Annotated in this window: 15 protein-coding genes; 5 read left to right on the forward strand and 10 right to left on the reverse strand. The window is 41.7% G+C overall.

Translation table 11 applies throughout. From position 1 onward, the window contains the following. Nucleotides 1-3: 3 nt before the first annotated feature. The 3 genes from ACTW1R_RS12600 to zapA all read right to left on the reverse strand — a co-directional run bounded on the left by ACTW1R_RS12600 (nt 4) and on the right by zapA (nt 3,464). Nucleotides 4-2,367, reverse strand: a complete 2,364-nt coding sequence (locus ACTW1R_RS12600; protein WP_271814010.1) for an endonuclease MutS2 — start codon at nt 2,365-2,367, stop codon at nt 4-6. Between the two features lie 78 nt (nt 2,368-2,445). After that, nucleotides 2,446-3,000, reverse strand: coding sequence for a CvpA family protein (locus tag ACTW1R_RS12605; protein WP_010749817.1), 555 nt, complete (start codon nt 2,998-3,000; stop codon nt 2,446-2,448). Nucleotides 3,001-3,023: 23 nt separating this feature from the next. Beyond that, complete coding sequence (gene zapA, locus ACTW1R_RS12610) at nt 3,024-3,464, reverse strand: cell division protein ZapA (protein WP_005228634.1); 441 nt, start codon at nt 3,462-3,464, stop codon at nt 3,024-3,026. Nucleotides 3,465-3,680: 216 nt separating this feature from the next. Here zapA and rnhC point away from each other — a divergent pair, with 216 nt between their 5' ends. Next, nucleotides 3,681-4,607: a ribonuclease HIII gene (gene rnhC / locus ACTW1R_RS12615; protein ID WP_271814008.1), complete on the forward strand. Its 927-nt coding sequence runs from the start codon at nt 3,681-3,683 to the stop codon at nt 4,605-4,607. An 89-nt stretch (nt 4,608-4,696) separates the two neighbouring features. On the opposite strand, the gene ACTW1R_RS12620 is transcribed toward rnhC, so the two are convergent. Next, the gene (locus ACTW1R_RS12620) at nt 4,697-5,677 is read right to left on the reverse strand and encodes an ROK family protein (RefSeq protein ID WP_016608796.1); all 981 of its coding nucleotides are present in this window, start codon (nt 5,675-5,677) and stop codon (nt 4,697-4,699) included. A 161-nt stretch (nt 5,678-5,838) separates the two neighbouring features. On the opposite strand from ACTW1R_RS12620, the gene ACTW1R_RS12625 reads away from it, so the two are divergent. The 3 genes from ACTW1R_RS12625 to ACTW1R_RS12635 are packed head-to-tail and all read left to right on the forward strand — an operon-like array spanning nt 5,839 to nt 7,742. Continuing rightward, nucleotides 5,839-6,231 carry a VOC family protein gene (locus ACTW1R_RS12625; protein ID WP_015510196.1) on the forward strand — a complete coding sequence of 131 codons (393 nt, stop codon included), beginning with the start codon at nt 5,839-5,841 and terminating at the stop codon, nt 6,229-6,231. Between the two features lie 13 nt (nt 6,232-6,244). Next, a complete protein-coding gene (locus ACTW1R_RS12630; RefSeq protein WP_016608797.1) occupies nt 6,245-6,886 on the forward strand; it encodes a sugar O-acetyltransferase in 642 nt (213 codons plus the stop codon). Nucleotides 6,887-6,905: 19 nt separating this feature from the next. Next, nucleotides 6,906-7,742, forward strand: a complete 837-nt coding sequence (locus tag ACTW1R_RS12635; RefSeq protein WP_375826509.1) for a histidinol-phosphatase HisJ family protein — start codon at nt 6,906-6,908, stop codon at nt 7,740-7,742. A 102-nt stretch (nt 7,743-7,844) separates the two neighbouring features. Here the strand turns inward: ACTW1R_RS12635 and ACTW1R_RS12640 are convergent, their stop codons facing one another. From ACTW1R_RS12640 to ACTW1R_RS12665, 6 genes are all read right to left on the reverse strand, one after another. Then, the gene (locus tag ACTW1R_RS12640; protein ID WP_271814004.1) at nt 7,845-8,543 is read right to left on the reverse strand and encodes a YesL family protein; all 699 of its coding nucleotides are present in this window, start codon (nt 8,541-8,543) and stop codon (nt 7,845-7,847) included. Between the two features lie 65 nt (nt 8,544-8,608). Then, nucleotides 8,609-9,478 (reverse strand): carbohydrate ABC transporter permease, encoded by an 870-nt coding sequence (locus ACTW1R_RS12645; RefSeq protein WP_087627851.1) that lies wholly within the window; start codon nt 9,476-9,478, stop codon nt 8,609-8,611. After that, nucleotides 9,479-10,396 (reverse strand): carbohydrate ABC transporter permease, encoded by a 918-nt coding sequence (locus ACTW1R_RS12650; RefSeq protein WP_223597543.1) that lies wholly within the window; start codon nt 10,394-10,396, stop codon nt 9,479-9,481. Between the two features lie 70 nt (nt 10,397-10,466). After that, nucleotides 10,467-11,753, reverse strand: coding sequence for an ABC transporter substrate-binding protein (locus tag ACTW1R_RS12655; protein WP_223597542.1), 1,287 nt, complete (start codon nt 11,751-11,753; stop codon nt 10,467-10,469). A gap of 17 nt (nt 11,754-11,770) precedes the next feature. After that, entirely contained in the window at nt 11,771-13,255 is a 1,485-nt protein-coding gene (locus ACTW1R_RS12660) for a glycoside hydrolase family 30 protein (RefSeq protein WP_271814002.1), read from the reverse strand. Further along, nucleotides 13,252-15,666: a glycoside hydrolase family 2 TIM barrel-domain containing protein gene (locus ACTW1R_RS12665; RefSeq protein ID WP_271814001.1), complete on the reverse strand. Its 2,415-nt coding sequence runs from the start codon at nt 15,664-15,666 to the stop codon at nt 13,252-13,254. Before ACTW1R_RS12665 ends, ACTW1R_RS12660 begins: the two co-directional genes overlap by 4 nt. Nucleotides 15,667-15,835: 169 nt before the next feature. Here ACTW1R_RS12665 and ACTW1R_RS12670 point away from each other — a divergent pair, with 169 nt between their 5' ends. Beyond that, complete coding sequence (locus ACTW1R_RS12670; RefSeq protein ID WP_087627855.1) at nt 15,836-16,666, forward strand: helix-turn-helix transcriptional regulator; 831 nt, start codon at nt 15,836-15,838, stop codon at nt 16,664-16,666. The last annotated feature ends 13 nt before the right edge of the window (nt 16,667-16,679 follow it).

Here is a 16,679-nt window from a genome sequence, read left to right on the forward strand (position 1 = left end):
AGGTTAGTTAAACTTCACAATGGTCGCCCCATTGCCCCCTTGATTTGCTGGCGCAAATTCAAAACTTTTCACCGAGCGATGGTTTTTCAAATAATCGGTAATCCCTTGACGCAGCGCACCGGTTCCTTTTCCGTGGACGATCGTCACTTGCGGATAGCCTGCCAAAATCGCTGCATCCAAATACTGATCCACTTCATTGAGGGCTTCTTCGTACCGCTTGCCTCGTAAATCCAACTGATTGACCACTGGACTGCTGTCAGCAGAACGAATCGTATTGACGATACGCTGTGTAGGCTCCTTCACTGGCGCTGCTGGTTGGAGATCTGTTTCTGGCAAATTCATTTTCAAAATACCGATTTGGACTTGCCATTGATTTTTGCCTGCTTTTTTCAACAAGACTCCTCGCTGCCCATAAGAAGTTACGAGCACTTCGTCTCCTTCTTTCAGCGTCTTGGCTGCCTTGGCTTTTTGCAGAACCTTGTTTTTTTGCAGATGTTCTTCTTGCTGTAGACCTGATAACTTGGTGCGCGCGTCAATCAGCTCGTGTTCTTTGACCTTCGTTTGACCGCCGGCTAACTGCATTTTACGAATATCGGCAATGATTTTTTCAGATTCTTCTTTGGCTTCTTCAACGATCTGATTGGCTTTTTGCCGAGCTTTCGCCAATTCTTTTTCACGTTCTTCAAAGAAATAACTATAGGCTGATTCTAGCTCTTGGTGCAAGCGGGCTGCTTCTTTTACATGATGACGGACTTCAAGATACTCGGTTTCCGTCATTTTTCTTCGATTTTCTAAATCAGCGATCATTTCATTCAGGTCTTGGCTTTCTCCATCCATGATCTCTTTGGCTTGATCAATGATCGTCTCTGGCAAGCCAAGTCTTTTCGAAATCTCAAACGCATTGCTTCGTCCTGGAACCCCGATCAACAAGCGATAGGTCGGACTTAGGGTATCAACATCAAATTCCATAGAGGCATTGATCGTATTGGATCGGTTATAGCCATAAACCTTCAATTCAGGATAATGGGTCGTCGCCATGACATAAGCCGACTTAGCACCAAGTTCGTCCAAAATCGCAATCGCTAGTGCCGCCCCTTCTTGAGGATCGGTTCCTGCGCCTAATTCATCAAAGAGAACTAAGCTTGTCTCGTCGACTTTTTTCAACACTTCAACGATCGTTGTCATATGAGAAGAAAAGGTCGATAGACTTTGCTCAATGGATTGTTCATCCCCAATGTCCGCAAAAATCTCATTGAAGACACCCATTTGGCTTTCTTCTTCTGCCAGAATCGGTAAACCAGCTTGGCCCATGATCTGCAATAGCCCTAATGTTTTTAAGGTGATGGTTTTCCCACCGGTATTCGGCCCAGTAATGACAACGGCTTGATAGTCTTTTCCAATCGTAATATCGTTAGGAACGACTTTTTCTTGATCGATCAATGGATGACGTGCTTGCTTAAAAAAGACATGGTTGTCTTGATTGATCGCTGGTACGATTGCCTTCATCTCTTTTCCAAAACGAGCCTTGGCATTCATGAAATCCATGATCCCGATCACATACGCATTATGGAGAATCTCTCTTTGATATGGGGCTAACTCTGCTGACAATTCTGCTAGAATACGTGTAATTTCATCCCGTTCCGCAATTTGATGCTGGCGCAAACGGTTATTTTGTTCCACTACTTGTTTCGGTTCGATAAACAAGGTTTGACCAGAGGAACTTTGGTCGTGGACTACCCCGCCGAAAACACCTCGGTACTCTTGTTTGACTGGAATCACATAACGCTCATTTCGCATGGTTACGATCGTATCACTTAGATACTTTGCATTGCCACCTCGGACGATGCCATCCAATGTCTCGCGAATCGTCCGTTCTGCTCGTCGGATCGATTGGCGAATTCCACGTAGTGCTGGAGAGGCATCATCTGTGACTCGGCCATCCTCATCGATAGCTTCTTTCAAGCGTCGATTCAAGGTTGGCAAAGACACCAACTGTTCTTCCCAGTGATACAAGCGGGAAAATTCAATCTCGCTTTCAGACAAATCAGCAAAAAAGCGTTTCAATTCCTGCGTAGTTGATAAGACACGGGCAACTTGTGCCAACTCAATGCCGTTTAAATCGGCGCCAATTTCGATCCGTTTCATTTGGGGACGAATATTCTCAATCTTTGGTACAGGGATTCCGCCTCTTAAACGTTGGATCTTGATCGCGTCTTCTGTTTCTGCCAGCCAAGAGGAAATGACTTGCATATCACTTGATGGCACAAGCTTTGCTAAGGCTTCTTTCCCTTGGGCTGTTACAATATACTGACCGATTTGACTCTTTACTTGTTCAAATCCTAAAACATCAAGGATCTTAGTATTCATTCTTTTCTCACCTGCTTTGTTTTAACTTTTTGTTCCTAAGAAAAAGGCAGAATGGCTCTGCAACCATCTGCCTGCTTTTTACCCAATCACATCTGTGATCCACAATCGATAGAAGTAATCTGAGAGAATCGGCGACCGATCAACGATGAAATTCGCAGTTCCGCTCGTTTCAAACAGATTTTGAATCGTGGCAAACGGGATCATTGAGAGAATCATGAAAAACATGTACAAATTGATATACATCAAGATAACATTCAAAACACCCGCAACTGCCCAGTCATAACCACCTAAAAAACTTAGGCGTTTGTAACGCAAACTGTCTGCAAAAATCACCACTAGTTTTGTGATCAGCCATCCAGCAAAGAGCACCATCACAAAAGCGATGGCTGCATAATAGGCTTTGTCTAAATCTAAAGCCAGTTCCATATCGTAGTATTTTAACTTTGAGTCCGCCGTTACTGACATATAAGGAACATAGAGCTCAATTTTCTTCGCAATTTCTTGGTAATTTGCTACTGCAAAGAAAAAAGAGATCAAATAGCCCAAAACTGAGACCAATTGTAAACTGGTTCCGCGCCGTGCGCCGCCGTAAAAGGCTGCCAACAACAAAACCAAGACAAATAATCCAATCATTTAGGTATCCTTTCTACGCCGCACTACCCATGGGCTGTCTTTTCTTGAATTTTTCGTTTCCTTTGTTCATTTAAGATCTGTTGTGCTTCCACATGATTATGGATCTCCACATCACTGCGACCTGTCTCATCGAGAACTTTCCGTGCTTCGGATTCAATCGCTTCGATCCGCTTAATGCGATTCTCAAGCTCCGTTGCTTTAATGGCTTGTCCTCGCAGCTCGTCCACCTTTTTTTGTAGGACCAAAAGCTGTTCTTGTTTTTTCAGCTGGTCGGAAACAGCGTTGATCGCTAATAAGATCGACGCTTGTTCTTGATCGGTTTGTGGCGATAATTGCATGATCTCAAGCAGTTGGTCATTGACCAATCTTGTCACCATATCCATGTGTTCTTTGCTTTCGCGTCCAATAATCGTGTAACTTTGATTCGCGATAACTGCTTTATAACGTTTCTTTTGCTCCGTCATAGGAATATTTCCTCCCATTGCTTACATTCTGCTCTATTCTATCACTTATTGAACATGTGTCGCAAACTCTTAACTATTATACGTGATTTTCTTATGAATTTCCATGCCAATCGTTTGTTTGCTGATCGTCTTAGTAAAAAAGAATAAGAAGTATGGTAAAATCTTAAAGTATCCTTTTGTCTACCTAAAAAAAGACAAAAAATCAGGAGGAATCAAATGAGTACGATCGTTATCAAAGTACCAACTTCAACTATCCAAAAGATGCAGCAATTTTACCAACGAGATTTGCTAGCTAAGAAAGTTCCTTATACAGTGTTTGTCGCCAAAAAAGGGCCAACGACGATCACTGCTTATACGTCAGGAAAAGTCATGTTCCAAGGAGCGACTGCTGAAAAAGAAGCTTCCTTATGGGGCGATACGGCAAGTGCTGTACCAGATAAGAAAAAAGCGACTGTTTCATCCACTGCGTTGCCAGCAGGATTTAGCAAAAAAAGCGTCGTCGGCAGTGACGAGGTCGGTAATGGCAGTTATTTCGGTCCTTTGGTGGTCTGTGCCGTCTATGCAAAAAAAGAGCAATTACCACAGCTGAAAGCTTTAGGAGTCAAGGACTCAAAAATGCTGACAGATCCAGAGATCCGTAAGATGGCGCCGAAAATCAAAGAATTGGTTCCTTACCAATTGCTCACCGTCACGCCCAGCAAATACAACGAGATCCAACCAAAATACAACACAGTCCGAATGAAAGTTGCTTTGCATAATCAAGCCATTCGTTTGCTTTTGCAAAAGATTGCTCCTGAGACACCAGATGCCATTTTGATCGATCAGTTCACGAACGAAAAAAATTATCGCACCTATTTAAAGTCGGAACAAGGAGCGGTCACTGAAAAGCTCTATTTTGCGACGAAAGGTGAACAATATCATTTAGCAGTAGCGGCAGCCTCTATTTTATGTCGTACAGTCTTTTTGGATGAATTAGATGCAGCCTCTAAAGAAGTCGGTTTGCGCTTGCCTTCTGGCGCCCACGCAGCTGCTGATCAAGTTGCAGCAAAATTACTGCAGCAAGGTGGCATAGCACTATTAGGCCAATATGCCAAACTGCATTTTGCGAATACCGAAAAAGCACAGAAACTCGCCAAGCTGTGAGTTCTCGTATTTTCAAAAAAACTGCCGCTACTTCTGAATAAAGGAAGCAGCGGTAGTTTTTGTCCTCAGTACCAGTTGAATGCTGGGAATCAAAGCCCTAAGCCAGCTGCTTCGATTCCCATCGTGATCAACCCAGCCAAATAATTTTCTGAAAATCGATCGGAAAAGTGTAATTTTGGCAAGACGCCATATTGAAACACTGCTGCCAGCTGCTTTTCCAAAAAGGAGCGCGACACGAGCGCCTGCCATTCAGAGGGCAAAAACAAAATGACTTGATGCGGGTCCGTCACTGCCACGATCGCTTGAAGAGTGGCAGTCACTTGTTCTGGGATCGCCTCTGTTGCCAAAGGGTAAGAAGCCGTGTAGAGATGCGGCAAATGCTTGATTTCGCCACTTAAATGGTTGGCTCCTTTAAAGAGCTGTTGGTCGATGACCAGTCCCGCACCTGGCGGATAATTTTTCGGAAAATAAATGCCAGCCACGATTTTTTTCTCTTCTTTGAAATGAAATACCGCAGCATTCACGTCATTCTCAATAAGCGTTTTTACAGCGATCTCCTTTTCAATCAATTCCCCTAGCGCCATGTCCTTAAATGCTGGAGCATCCATGATCTTCAGTCTTCCAGCAATTTCCACACCAGGAATTCCCACGACTGCCAAGCTGATTTTCGGGTATTCCTGTTTTATCTGACGAATCACTTGCAAGAACTGCGGCAATCGGCCCTCTGCTGACTGCTCATGATGCAAAATGTTCCCGACGAGATCGACGACTGAAAAACGAATCACGATCTGCTGGTCTTCTTCGATAAACTGAATGATCAACAACAGTGTCCGTTGCGCATTGTACTGGTAAGCCGCAGCTTGACGTCCTCCCGTTCGTTGCGGTTGATCCGTCGTCAAAAGCAACTGCTTTTCAATCAATTCAGGAAGCAGCTTGTTGATCGTTACCACGCTTAATTGAGAGGCATCTGCCAGTTGGCGCTTGGTCATAGGCGCTTGCTGCTGTTTTAGCAAATCCAGCAATACTGCCTGATTATGTAATTTAATGGTCGTTGGCTGATAAGCTTTCATTTTTCTCCCCCTCAACGCTCCTATTTTAACAGATAAAAAGCTGGGAATATACCTTTATTAATTTTGTTAACAAAGGTATAATAGATGCAACTTATTAAACAAAGTTTACTAAGTTCAAAAAAAAAAACGATCTATGTTGCTTATTAAAGGAGTTGTCGATAATGAAAATTGAACACATCGCACTATATGTCAATGATTTGGAAAAAATGAGGACATTTTATGAAACCTACTTTCAGGCGGTCAGCAACCCAAAATACCATAATCCGAAAACAGGCTTTCAGTCCTATTTTTTGACCTTTGATTCTGGAAGTCGGTTAGAATTAACGACCAAGAAATTTTTAAGCCCTCGTATCAGCGAAAGCTTAGGCTACACTCACCTTGCGATTGCAGTTGGTGATCAGGCTGACGTCGATCGTTACGCTCAACGGTTTGTTGAAGATGGCTACCCTCTTTTAAATGGTCCTCGTACAACAGGCGATGGCTATTATGAAGCAGTTGTCCAAGACCCCGAAGGCAATTTGATTGAATTAACCACCGACGATTTACCGTCTTAGAAAGGATTTTGCAATGAAAGAAGACTTTGATTATCAAGCGATGTTGGCTGGTCAATTGTATCAAGCTGCTGGCATTCTCCCTGAGAATGGTTCAGCGGAGGGAAAAAAACGTGCCCAGGAAATCAACCACTTACCAGTCGATGACAGAGAACGAATCATCGCCAAAGAAAAAGCACTCTTTGGCAAATTTGGGCAGCATTGCTTTGTCCAACCACCCCTTTATGTTGATTATGGTCGCCATGTTGAGATTGGTGATCACTTTTATGCCAATATGGATTGCATTTTTTTAGATGTCAATAAGATTCTGATTGGTGATCATGTGATGGTGGGACCACGGGTCAGCTTCTATACCGCCGGTCATCCAATCGATTCTGTGGTCCGCAGTCAAGATTTGGAATTTGGCCTACCGATCACCGTCGAAGATTACGTTTGGATCGGGGGCAATAGTACGATTTTACCCGGTGTCACGATCGGCAAACATGCCATCGTCGCTGCTGGTTCCGTCGTCACAAAAGATGTGCCGCCGAATACGATCGTCGGCGGCAATCCAGCCCGTGTGATCCGTGAGATTCAGCCGGCTGACAAAGAACATTGGGAAACTGCAGCCCAGCTCTATCATCAAAAACGAGCAGACTGGCAGAAGCAGCAAAAATAACGAAACAAAAGGAGACGCCATGATTTTTACAGACTATCACGTCCATAGTGATTACAGCGATGATTCTTGGTATTTGATGGAAGATGTAGTCAAAGACGCCATTAAACTAGGCTTAGCAGAAATCTGCTTTACCGATCATGTGGATTATGGAGTCAAAGAAGACTGGCAAGCGACGGATACGTACCTCGTCGGGGCCAATAAAGTTGTAAAAAATGTCTACTACGACTTGTATTTTAACGAACTGGCACGCTTAAAAGAAACATACAGTGACCAAATCAAGCTAAAAACTGGGCTGGAATTTGGGATACAAATGCACACGATCCCACAATTTACCCGTCTTTATCATTCGCATCCCTTTGACTTCATTTTGCTTTCCGTTCATCAGGTAGACGATCAAGAATTTTGGACTGGAGAATTTCAAAAAGGACGCAGCCAACAGGAATGCTACGAGCACTATTATGATGAAATGTATCAGCTAGTCACGACATATAAAGAGTATTCCGTCTTAGCCCATATGGATTTGATTCGTCGTTATTTAGATAAAGAGAAGGACGCTTTTGAACAAACGAAAGAACAAATCGCAGAGATCTTGAAAGTCGTGATCAAAAATGGCAAAGGCATTGAACTGAATACCTCTTCCCACCGTTACGGAATCAACGGGTATACGCCATCGATCGAGATCCTCAAGCTTTATCGTGACTTGGGGGGAAGCGTGATAACCATCGGCAGCGACAGTCATAAACCAGAGCAGCTCGGGTTTCAAATCAAAGAGGGACAAGATCTTTTACGGTCATTAGGATTTACTAAGCTCTGTACGTTTGAACAGATGCAACCGATTTTTCATCGTTTTGCTTAACCTAAAAACACCTGATAAAACACGCACTGAAGCGACCTCGACTCGTTAGAATTTTGGTCTAACTGTTCGAGGTTGCTCCATGATCAGGTGATTTTTTGTTGCTCAACGAACCGAATGCTTTCGCGCAAACTCCATGACTGGCGCAAAGTTCAGTAATAATAAGATGCCAATCAGCCCTACCCCAAATAATGCCAGATAAATTGGAACCAAGGCTAACAGCAGCCAACTACTAATGATGATCATAAAACTTAGCATATATCGGCTGGATTTCAAAATAAATAATTGGAGATTAAGCAAAAGAGCTTCCTTGATTGAAAGAGACGGTGCCGTTGCGACCACTAAAAAATAGTTGATCGCAAACGTCAAGGCGACGATCAGCAGAAACAGATTTAACCATTTCAATTCAGTGATTTGGATCGTGACCCTCAGTAACAATAAATTTGCACTACATAACCCAATAACGACTAAAACAGGAAGCCACCCTAGAAGACTACGCTTAAATTTCCTGCGATAGGCCAATAAAAACACTTTTGGGGTACCATCTTTCTCCTTTGCTTCTTTCAAATAGATGAGTAACGCTGTAAAAGCTGGTGCTACTGGCAAGAAGGACAGGAGAAACAATGGTAAGGTGCTAAGTTTGATTTCCATTGTTAGCAATAAAAAAAGAAGGGGTACATTGAACAACCAAAACAGCAGCGTACCTAGAAAAGTATAGATAATATAGTTTAAATAAGATAGATGATGAAACAGTTTGTAGCTATCTTTTTGATTAATCTCCGATTGTCGAACATTTTTTTTCATCTGTCGCTCCTTATAACCCTATTTTTCTATATGAGATCGTCAGTTTTTTCCATAAGCTCTTCACCTTATTTTGTCCCGCTATTGCCAATCCCCAAATTGATTTGGAATAAATATTTTTGTCCTAAGAAATAGATAATGATCTGTGGAAGTGTCAGCAGCAATGACATTACCATCAACATTGACATATTGACGGTACCCGCTGGATTGGAGGTGGCGGACATTGATTGTGCGCCTAAAGCTAAGGTCATTTTGCTCGTATCTGATACATAGATCAAAGGACCCATGATGTCGCTCCAAGCAAAGTTAAAGGTAAAAATAGCAATAGCAGCCATCGCTGGTTTGATCAACGGTAAGACTATTTTGGTAAAGGATCTAAATGGTCCTAAACCATCCATTTCTGCTGCTTCAAATAAGTTTCCCGGAATCGCCGTAATAAATTGGCGAGTAAAAAAGATATTATAGGCAGAGCCAAAGAATTGCGGGATGATCAGTGGCCAAAGAGTGTTATAAAGACCTAAGTTTCTAAAAATCAAAAACACAGGAATCAAGGTGATTTGACCTGGTAACATCATTGTTCCTAATACCAATAGAAACAATTTGTTTTTATGTTTATACTTCATTCGGGCAAAGCCAAAAGCAACCAGTGTCGAAGAAATAATTTGTCCAACAATGCTGAGAACGACGATCAGCATCGTGTTGAAAAACCACAACAAGATTGGTCGCTCTCCTGAAAAGGAATCTCTAAACAAATTGGTGAAATTGGACAAATAGAATTCCGTTGGCAGTAAAGTAAACTGTTCTTTGATATTTGACTCTGGCGAAGCTAGTGCAATCGAAATCATATAAACGAATGGAATGATCAAAATTCCCGCAAACAAAACCAAGGTCAGATAGATCAATAATTTAGATACTTTGGATAGATTTTTATCTAACACTTACTTCACCTCCTCTTCATAAAATACCCATAAGCTTGAGCTCTTCAGCACGATCAAGGATAAGACCATCACGATCATAAACAACACCCATGCCATTGCCGAGGCATAGCCCATCCGATAGAATGAAAAGGCATTTCGATAAAGGTAGGGAACGATCATTTCGCTGGCATAATCAGGACCACCACCGGTCATCATATACACTTGAGTAAAGGTCTGAAGGGACCCGATAACTCCGGTTATCAGGTTGAAAAATAAAATCGGCGAAATTTGGGGAATGGTTATACTAATAAACATTCTGAATCTGGATGCACCATCAAGAAGTGCCGATTCATACATTTCTTCCCCCACACTATTGATGGCAGACAGCATCAAGATCATTGTTCCACCGACGCCCCATAGAGAAAGGAATACGAAGCTCCAAAGCACATGGTCCTTACTCAACAGCCAAACTGGTCCGTCGATACCAAATAAGGCTAATGCCTGGTTGACTAATCCTTTGGAAGAAAGCAGACGGGTAAACAGCATCGTGCTCGCAACGATTGGTACAATGGAGGGTAAGTAATAGATGGTACGAAAAACACGCATCCCTTTCAAATGAAAGCTCAATAAATAAGCCATACCTAATGAAAGTAATAAATTGATTGGCACACTGATCAAGGTATATTGAAACGTATTTGCTAAAGCTTTTAAAAAAATATCATCCTTAAAAAGACGCAGGTAGTTATCAAACCCAATAAAATTAAATTCCGAAAACATATCCCAATCAGTAAAACTCATGATGATCGAAAAAATCATTGGTCCAATGGTAAAACAAACAAACCCAATGATCCAAGGTGAAACAAAGGCAAAAAACCAGCGGGACTGAGTCCGCTTACGCTTTTTTTGATTTAGTTGAAGTTGTGTCGCTGAACGATCCAATAGGAAACCCTCCTTAACTAAGGTGCTTAAGGAAGAAAATTTTTCTTCCCTAAGCTATCCTTTTTCTGAATTAATATTGTTCCATGATTTTTTCGCCAGATTCTTGCATTTTCTCAAGCGCTTCTTCTGGTGTTAAACGGCCAAGGAGCATTTCTTTTACTTGATTGCTGAACTCTCCGGTCAGTTCTCCGTAGTAAGGACCTTCGAAAATACCATCGATCACAACACGTTCTGTCGAGATTCCTACGACGTCCAAGCGAAGATCTTTCCCATTTACTTGTCTATTGGTAAATTCTTCAGAGTTCAATACTTTGATATTGGCAGGAGAATCCACTAAACTTTCACCAAGAATTTTTTGTGCTTCTTCGCTCGTCATATATTCAATGAATCGAAAGGCGGCATCTTGTTTGGTTGATTGCTTAGAAATCGCTAAGGCACTTCCGAAAGGCCACGTAACTTTTTCATTGAAAAAAGGCATCGGTGCAATATCAAAATTTAAATCATCCAGTTGTGTGAAGTTGCCAATATTCCAAAATCCTGTCGTCAACATACCAATTCTACCTTGTGAGAACATTGAATCCGCACCAGACTGCGCAACAGACTCATAAAATTCATATGTGCCAACATAACCGTCTTGGTATAGATTATTAAACCAAGTAAGAACTTCTAAGTTTTCGGGAGAATTGATCACAACCTCGTTATCTTCCACAAGGGAACCGCCATTGGACTTGATAAATACTCCCCAGTTTGGCACCCAATCCATTCCACTAGCACCATACTGAACCGTTTCGCCGTTTTCTATTTTTGTTAATTTTTCGGCAGCAGCTGTGTATTCTTCAATCGTCCAATCATTCGTCGGGTATTCGATCCCTGCTTCATCAAATAAGTCTTTATTGTAGTAAAGAATTTCTGGGCCCCCTCTATCCGGCAAACCAAATGGTTGGCCATCATAGGTATATTGGGTCATTGCATCCCCCCAATTGCTTTCTACGTCAATCGATGATTCCGCAATATAGTCTGAAAGATCAATAAATAATCCCTTAGAAGCAAAGTTTTGCCCATTTTCTGCCACTTGGACAACGTCAGGTGCTTCATTTCCGGCATACATTGTTTGCAGTTTGGTGTCATAATCACTTGGCACTTGAACGAAGTCTACTTTTATGTCAGGATTCGCTTCCTCAAAGGCTTTGATACGTGGCTCATAGATGGGAAGGTCACCTTCACCTCCCCACGTATAAAACTGGATCGTCGTGATTTCTCCATCCGAATCGTTATTGTTGTTTTCTTGCCCACAAGCAGCAAATAAGACTACTGAAGACGCCAATAAAGATGTTTTAGCAATTTTCCCAAAGTTCATAGCCATTTCCCCTTTTCTTATTCATTCGTTGTAACGCTCTTCAAGGTAACGATCGATTGCCGAGGGATTGTCAGAGCCTGAGAAGCGATGCTCTCTTTTAAATCAGACTCACTATCTGTCGTATAGCTGATGATTTCGTCAAATCCGACGCCTTGAAGAGCAATCTCTTTTTCCTGAAAACTATTATTGATAAGCACTGTAATAAGTTCTTCTTCGTTTGCTTCATTTTTCCCCAAAAAGCTTACAACATTCACCTCTTTGTCGTCGCTGATTGCGGAAACTCTCGTGTACCCTGGTCGAATAAACTTGCTGAAATTTCCCATCCCCCAAAGTCTTTTTGTCGGAATAATTTCTTTTGAACCCAAATTTACATAAATCAGACCATCTCGATAATCGTAACTACTGACTGCGATCCAATATTGCCAAGCAACCACATCAAGGATCGTTAAATCATCGTGCATCTCGTTGGCTAAGTTTAGGGCAGAGTCCATAGTGTAGTCGCGACCATTGATCATTTCTGTCCACTCAGACATTTTTAAGGTAACATCGATTTCCTTTTCGTCTAACCACTCTTTAAAATTCATTTTCTCGACGTAAGTCGTCCAATATGAATGGACTTCCCACGTGTCAAAGTAATTCATCAATGTATCATTTTCGATGATTGCTTCGAAATATTCCTTGCTGGTGTTTGCCCATTCTCCTAATTCAGGCATCGATAGCGCTATTTGTTTCAACTCTGGTCTTTTTTGTTTTTCTTCAATAAATACCTCTAAGAGTGCGACTACTTCAGCTGGATCGTAGTAGGTTCCCTCCTGGCCACCAGTCCAATCCCATTGTGGTTCATTGATTGGCGACACATGCGTGACGGGAATGCCTTCTTTTAAGAAGTGTTCCGTTACATCATAGACGTAGTTGGCAAATGCTTGATAATTCTCAGGAGCTAGATTACTGCGTTTTTCTTCCAGCTGATCACCATATGCAGAACCATTTTTCGTTAACCTCGTCAATGGGCTATTGACGAATAAATAGATATCATCAATTCCATAATCAACCGCTGTTTTCAGCATCCATCGTGCATTTTCATCCTTCGACCAATCATAGACTTCGGGTCCTTCTTCAAAACTTTCTGCTCGTCGCCAGGGATCTTCAATGCGAGGACTATTTTGTAACGTACTTCCGGCGCCTAAGTTGTAGCGATAAGACGTCAAGCCAATCCCTTCAAGCGGATCAAATAATAATTCTGCGATATATTCTCGCTTCGAAAGTTCTGCTGTTTCTTCTTCGATCCAGCCACCGACATCTTGACTCCACCAAGCTCCACTTGCGCCAAAGCTTTCAATTGTCTGATAGGTTTCTGCCGTATTTAAGGTGATCGTCGCCGTTTCAATGACTTCATCTGTCTCTGGCTCTTTTTCTTTCTGTGTATTTTCCTCGACCGTTCCACACGCTGTCAGTATACTCAATAAGACCAAAGGAATAAGAAGTGTCCGCTTTTTTATCATGTACTTCCCTCTCTATTCTTTAGAATCAATCGTGTATCTGGTAGTCCAGGTGAGCGCAGCGTCACAACTGTCTCTTTCTTGCGCGCTCCTGCTACAAAGCAAAGCAACTTTCCTTGCATCGTTCGACGGAATGACTCTGTATAAGCGGTAGTATCTGCTAAATCACCATTCTCCAAACCTAGTAATGTCCCATTTTCGACTTCTAAATAGACCATTACTTCTGCTGCTATCGGATTTTCGGCATAATCCAAGACTTGGCATTCGATTTGATGAAGGTTCTTATTTAGTGTTAAATCGGTAGCAGCCAATTTCTCCCGCCATCTTTGAGGAATTTCATAGTTCATAGCTACCAAAGCAGTTGGCGCTGCTTCGGGTCTTATTTCATCATGCAGAATCGTTTCTTCAAATACCGCTTCCACCGACAAGGTTTTTGGCTGATAGTTGATCCGTGCAACATAATAACCAAAGGTATCATCATAACGAACATCGGGTACTTCCAAGTTGCCAACCTTCAATCGAATCTCTTTTGCATTTGTATAACACCTTACTTCAATTTCTTGCTCAGCTGGGTAAGACCATTTTCGATAGGTGGCTTCCCATTCTGCTCTTCGTTTGTTTTTCTCGTAAGGAATCGTTGTCAAATAAACAGTCGGTTCTTGACTCCACCAGCTCTTTCTCTTGTAATAACTAGGCTTTTCAATACCAGCCAATGTCAATAAGCCTGCCCCAGATCCGTGAATTGGCCAGCCATGGGCTTCCCCTAAATAATCAATGCCCGTCCATAAAAATTGTCCAGCGATATACGGAAGAGTGTTTGCCGTTTGCCATTCTTTAAACCCGTGACTGTTCTCACTCCCAATAAAAGGTTTATCTGGGAATTTGCGATGATCCTCTTCGTATAGATGTTCTTTGTAGTTATAGCCAACGACATCCAAGTGATCGATCAAGCCAATTTTCGTAGATAATTCTGGAAAAGCTGCTGCCAAGGTAACTGGTCGAATCGGATCAAGTGTTTTGCTCAAACGGACCAGCTTTTCGGCTATCGTGCGTAACCTTCTCATATCAGGGCGATGTGGATTATAGATACGCTCAGCTTCAGGTTTGCTATTGTCATTATTCCCTGTCATTTCAGCAAACAATGGACTAGCATATGGATCATTGGGATAATCAATCTCATTGCCAATGCTCCAAGCAATGATCGATGGATGGTTTCGATTGCGTAAAATCATGTTTTCCAAATCTTTTTCATACCAAGTTGGAAAATGTTCTGCTGCTCCTTCTAACTTGGGTGGATACACATTATGACCTTGCCACCATTTATTTTTAGGATTTTCCCATTCATCAAATGCTTCATCAAAGACTAAAAATCCCATGGTGTCGCATAAACGATACAAAGCAAACGAATGAGGATTGTGTGCCATTCGTATAGCATTTGCCCCCATCTCTTTTAACTTTATTAAACGCCGTACCCATACCTCCATCGGAACAGCTGTACCGAAAGAGCCCGCATCTTCGTGCAAGCAAACACCTTTGATTTTCAGCTGCTGCCCATTTAAAGAAAAACCCTCATTGGCATCAAATTGAAAGGATCTGATCCCGACATACTCGTTGTATACGCTCTCATTTTCCTTCAAGGATTCTTCTTGATAGCTCAGCTTTGTTCGTAGCTGATAAAGATTCGGCACTTCAGGTGACCATAGCTCTGGCTTTTCAATTTTTGCCTTCAATGTGACTGTGCGGCGTTCCCCTGCGTTAAGTTGGATTTCCTGACTTATGTTCATCACTTTTTCCGTTTGTAAGCTTTCCAGCATTTGTTCGATCCTAACAACACGGTCTTGTTTTAAGGTATTTACTAGCCGATGTTCAATCACTAGCTCTGCTTGCTGGTCTGTAACACACGGGGTTGAAAAACTCGTTCCGTATTCGTCGATATAAATAGAATCATGAATTTCAAGAGAAACAGGACGCGTGATTCCATTTCCGTTATACCATCTTGAATCTGCCAAATCCGTGTGCTCGACACGGACACTAATAAGCAAGCTATCATCCGAATTGTAAGTTAAAATCTCTGTCAAATCATAATAAAATGAAGCATATCCTGAAGGTCTCATCCCCATATGATAGCCATTGATCCAAACCCGAGCGTTTTTATAAACACCTTCAAAATGAATTTTTACGACTTTATTCGTAAGGTCACCCAACGCTTGCAGCGACTGCTTGGTTCGATACCAACCTATCCCTCCGGGTAGATACCCTGTTCCGCTGGAAAAGTGTTTTTCAAAGGGATAAGAGACACCCCAATCATGAGGAATCGTTATCTTTTCCCAAGTAGAATCATCAAAATCTTTTTTCCATGCTTCTTTTTCTTCTTGTTTTGAGAATCGCCATTCATTCAAAAAACGTTTTTCCATTTAATCCCTAACCTCCCTTTTACCAATACTCAAGTAAAGAAATCGCTTTCTTTCACTTAATTTTACTAAAACATTTAATGAAGAACATAGTCTATCCGATTCATTTTCATGTATTATATGATATGAAGAAAAAAAGCGCCTACCTTTTCGTAGGTAATAGGAGGGAACTATGTACCACATCCATTCGAATATATTTAATCCTGAAATTATTTATGTCGTTGACTTTTGGAATAAAAAGAAAAATCTTCGGGGCTACCACCATCATGATTTCATTGAGATCAGCATCGTATTAGAAGGAACCGTTGATTACGAATTTAATGAGACCCGCACAAGGTTATTTACTGGAGATGCCCTCCTTTTTAACCCTGGTCTTCCTCATACCGAAATCCATCCGGCTGGGATGGAATCCCATGAACTTCATATCGGCCTTTCCAATATTCTGATCGAAGGACTTCCTTTTAATACCTTTCCAAATGAAAATCCCCTACTAGACTTGGGAATTTATCAAGAAGCGTTTTTCAAAAAAGCTTGGCAGCTGACCCAGGAGTTCAATAGCCATAACCTTCATCACGATTTGATGGGCAAAGGAATCATTCTCGAAATGCTAGCTTTGATTTTAAGAAGTTTGACGCCCTCCGATCCAAACAATTGCCTGGCAGTGATCTCTGAAAAAGATAAACAAAAACAAACGCTAGTGAACCATACGATTTATTATTTGGAGAATCATCACCAAGAAGACATCACATTGGAAATGCTAGCAGACATGCTTTATATTAGTCCTGCCCAACTTTCAAAAGTCTTTCGGAAAATCACTGGTCGTAGTCCGATTAAATATTTGATCGAGATTCGGCTCAAACATGCCTATGAGCTGTTGCTTCATACCAATTTGACCATCAAAGAAATCGCAGAAAAAGTAGGTTATCATGATCCTTTTTATTTTAGTAAACTATTTAAAAAGCATTATCATCTTGCTCCTTCTAACGTTCGTAAAAGAAACTAACTGAATTTGCAGA

The organism is Enterococcus sp. R12 (genome assembly GCF_058135755.1).

Coding starts and splice junctions, on each gene's coding strand:
- ACTW1R_RS12600 (WP_271814010.1), bottom strand. CDS start 2,367: ATGAATACTAAGATCCTTGATGTTTTAGGATTTGAACAAGTAAAGAGT.
- ACTW1R_RS12605 (WP_010749817.1), bottom strand. CDS start 3,000: ATGATTGGATTATTTGTCTTGGTTTTGTTGTTGGCAGCCTTTTACGGC.
- zapA (WP_005228634.1), bottom strand. CDS start 3,464: ATGACGGAGCAAAAGAAACGTTATAAAGCAGTTATCGCGAATCAAAGT.
- rnhC (WP_271814008.1), top strand. CDS start 3,681: ATGAGTACGATCGTTATCAAAGTACCAACTTCAACTATCCAAAAGATG.
- ACTW1R_RS12620 (WP_016608796.1), bottom strand. CDS start 5,677: ATGAAAGCTTATCAGCCAACGACCATTAAATTACATAATCAGGCAGTA.
- ACTW1R_RS12625 (WP_015510196.1), top strand. CDS start 5,839: ATGAAAATTGAACACATCGCACTATATGTCAATGATTTGGAAAAAATG.
- ACTW1R_RS12630 (WP_016608797.1), top strand. CDS start 6,245: ATGAAAGAAGACTTTGATTATCAAGCGATGTTGGCTGGTCAATTGTAT.
- ACTW1R_RS12635 (WP_375826509.1), top strand. CDS start 6,906: ATGATTTTTACAGACTATCACGTCCATAGTGATTACAGCGATGATTCT.
- ACTW1R_RS12640 (WP_271814004.1), bottom strand. CDS start 8,543: ATGAAAAAAAATGTTCGACAATCGGAGATTAATCAAAAAGATAGCTAC.
- ACTW1R_RS12655 (WP_223597542.1), bottom strand. CDS start 11,753: ATGAACTTTGGGAAAATTGCTAAAACATCTTTATTGGCGTCTTCAGTA.
- ACTW1R_RS12660 (WP_271814002.1), bottom strand. CDS start 13,255: ATGATAAAAAAGCGGACACTTCTTATTCCTTTGGTCTTATTGAGTATA.
- ACTW1R_RS12665 (WP_271814001.1), bottom strand. CDS start 15,666: ATGGAAAAACGTTTTTTGAATGAATGGCGATTCTCAAAACAAGAAGAA.
- ACTW1R_RS12670 (WP_087627855.1), top strand. CDS start 15,836: ATGTACCACATCCATTCGAATATATTTAATCCTGAAATTATTTATGTC.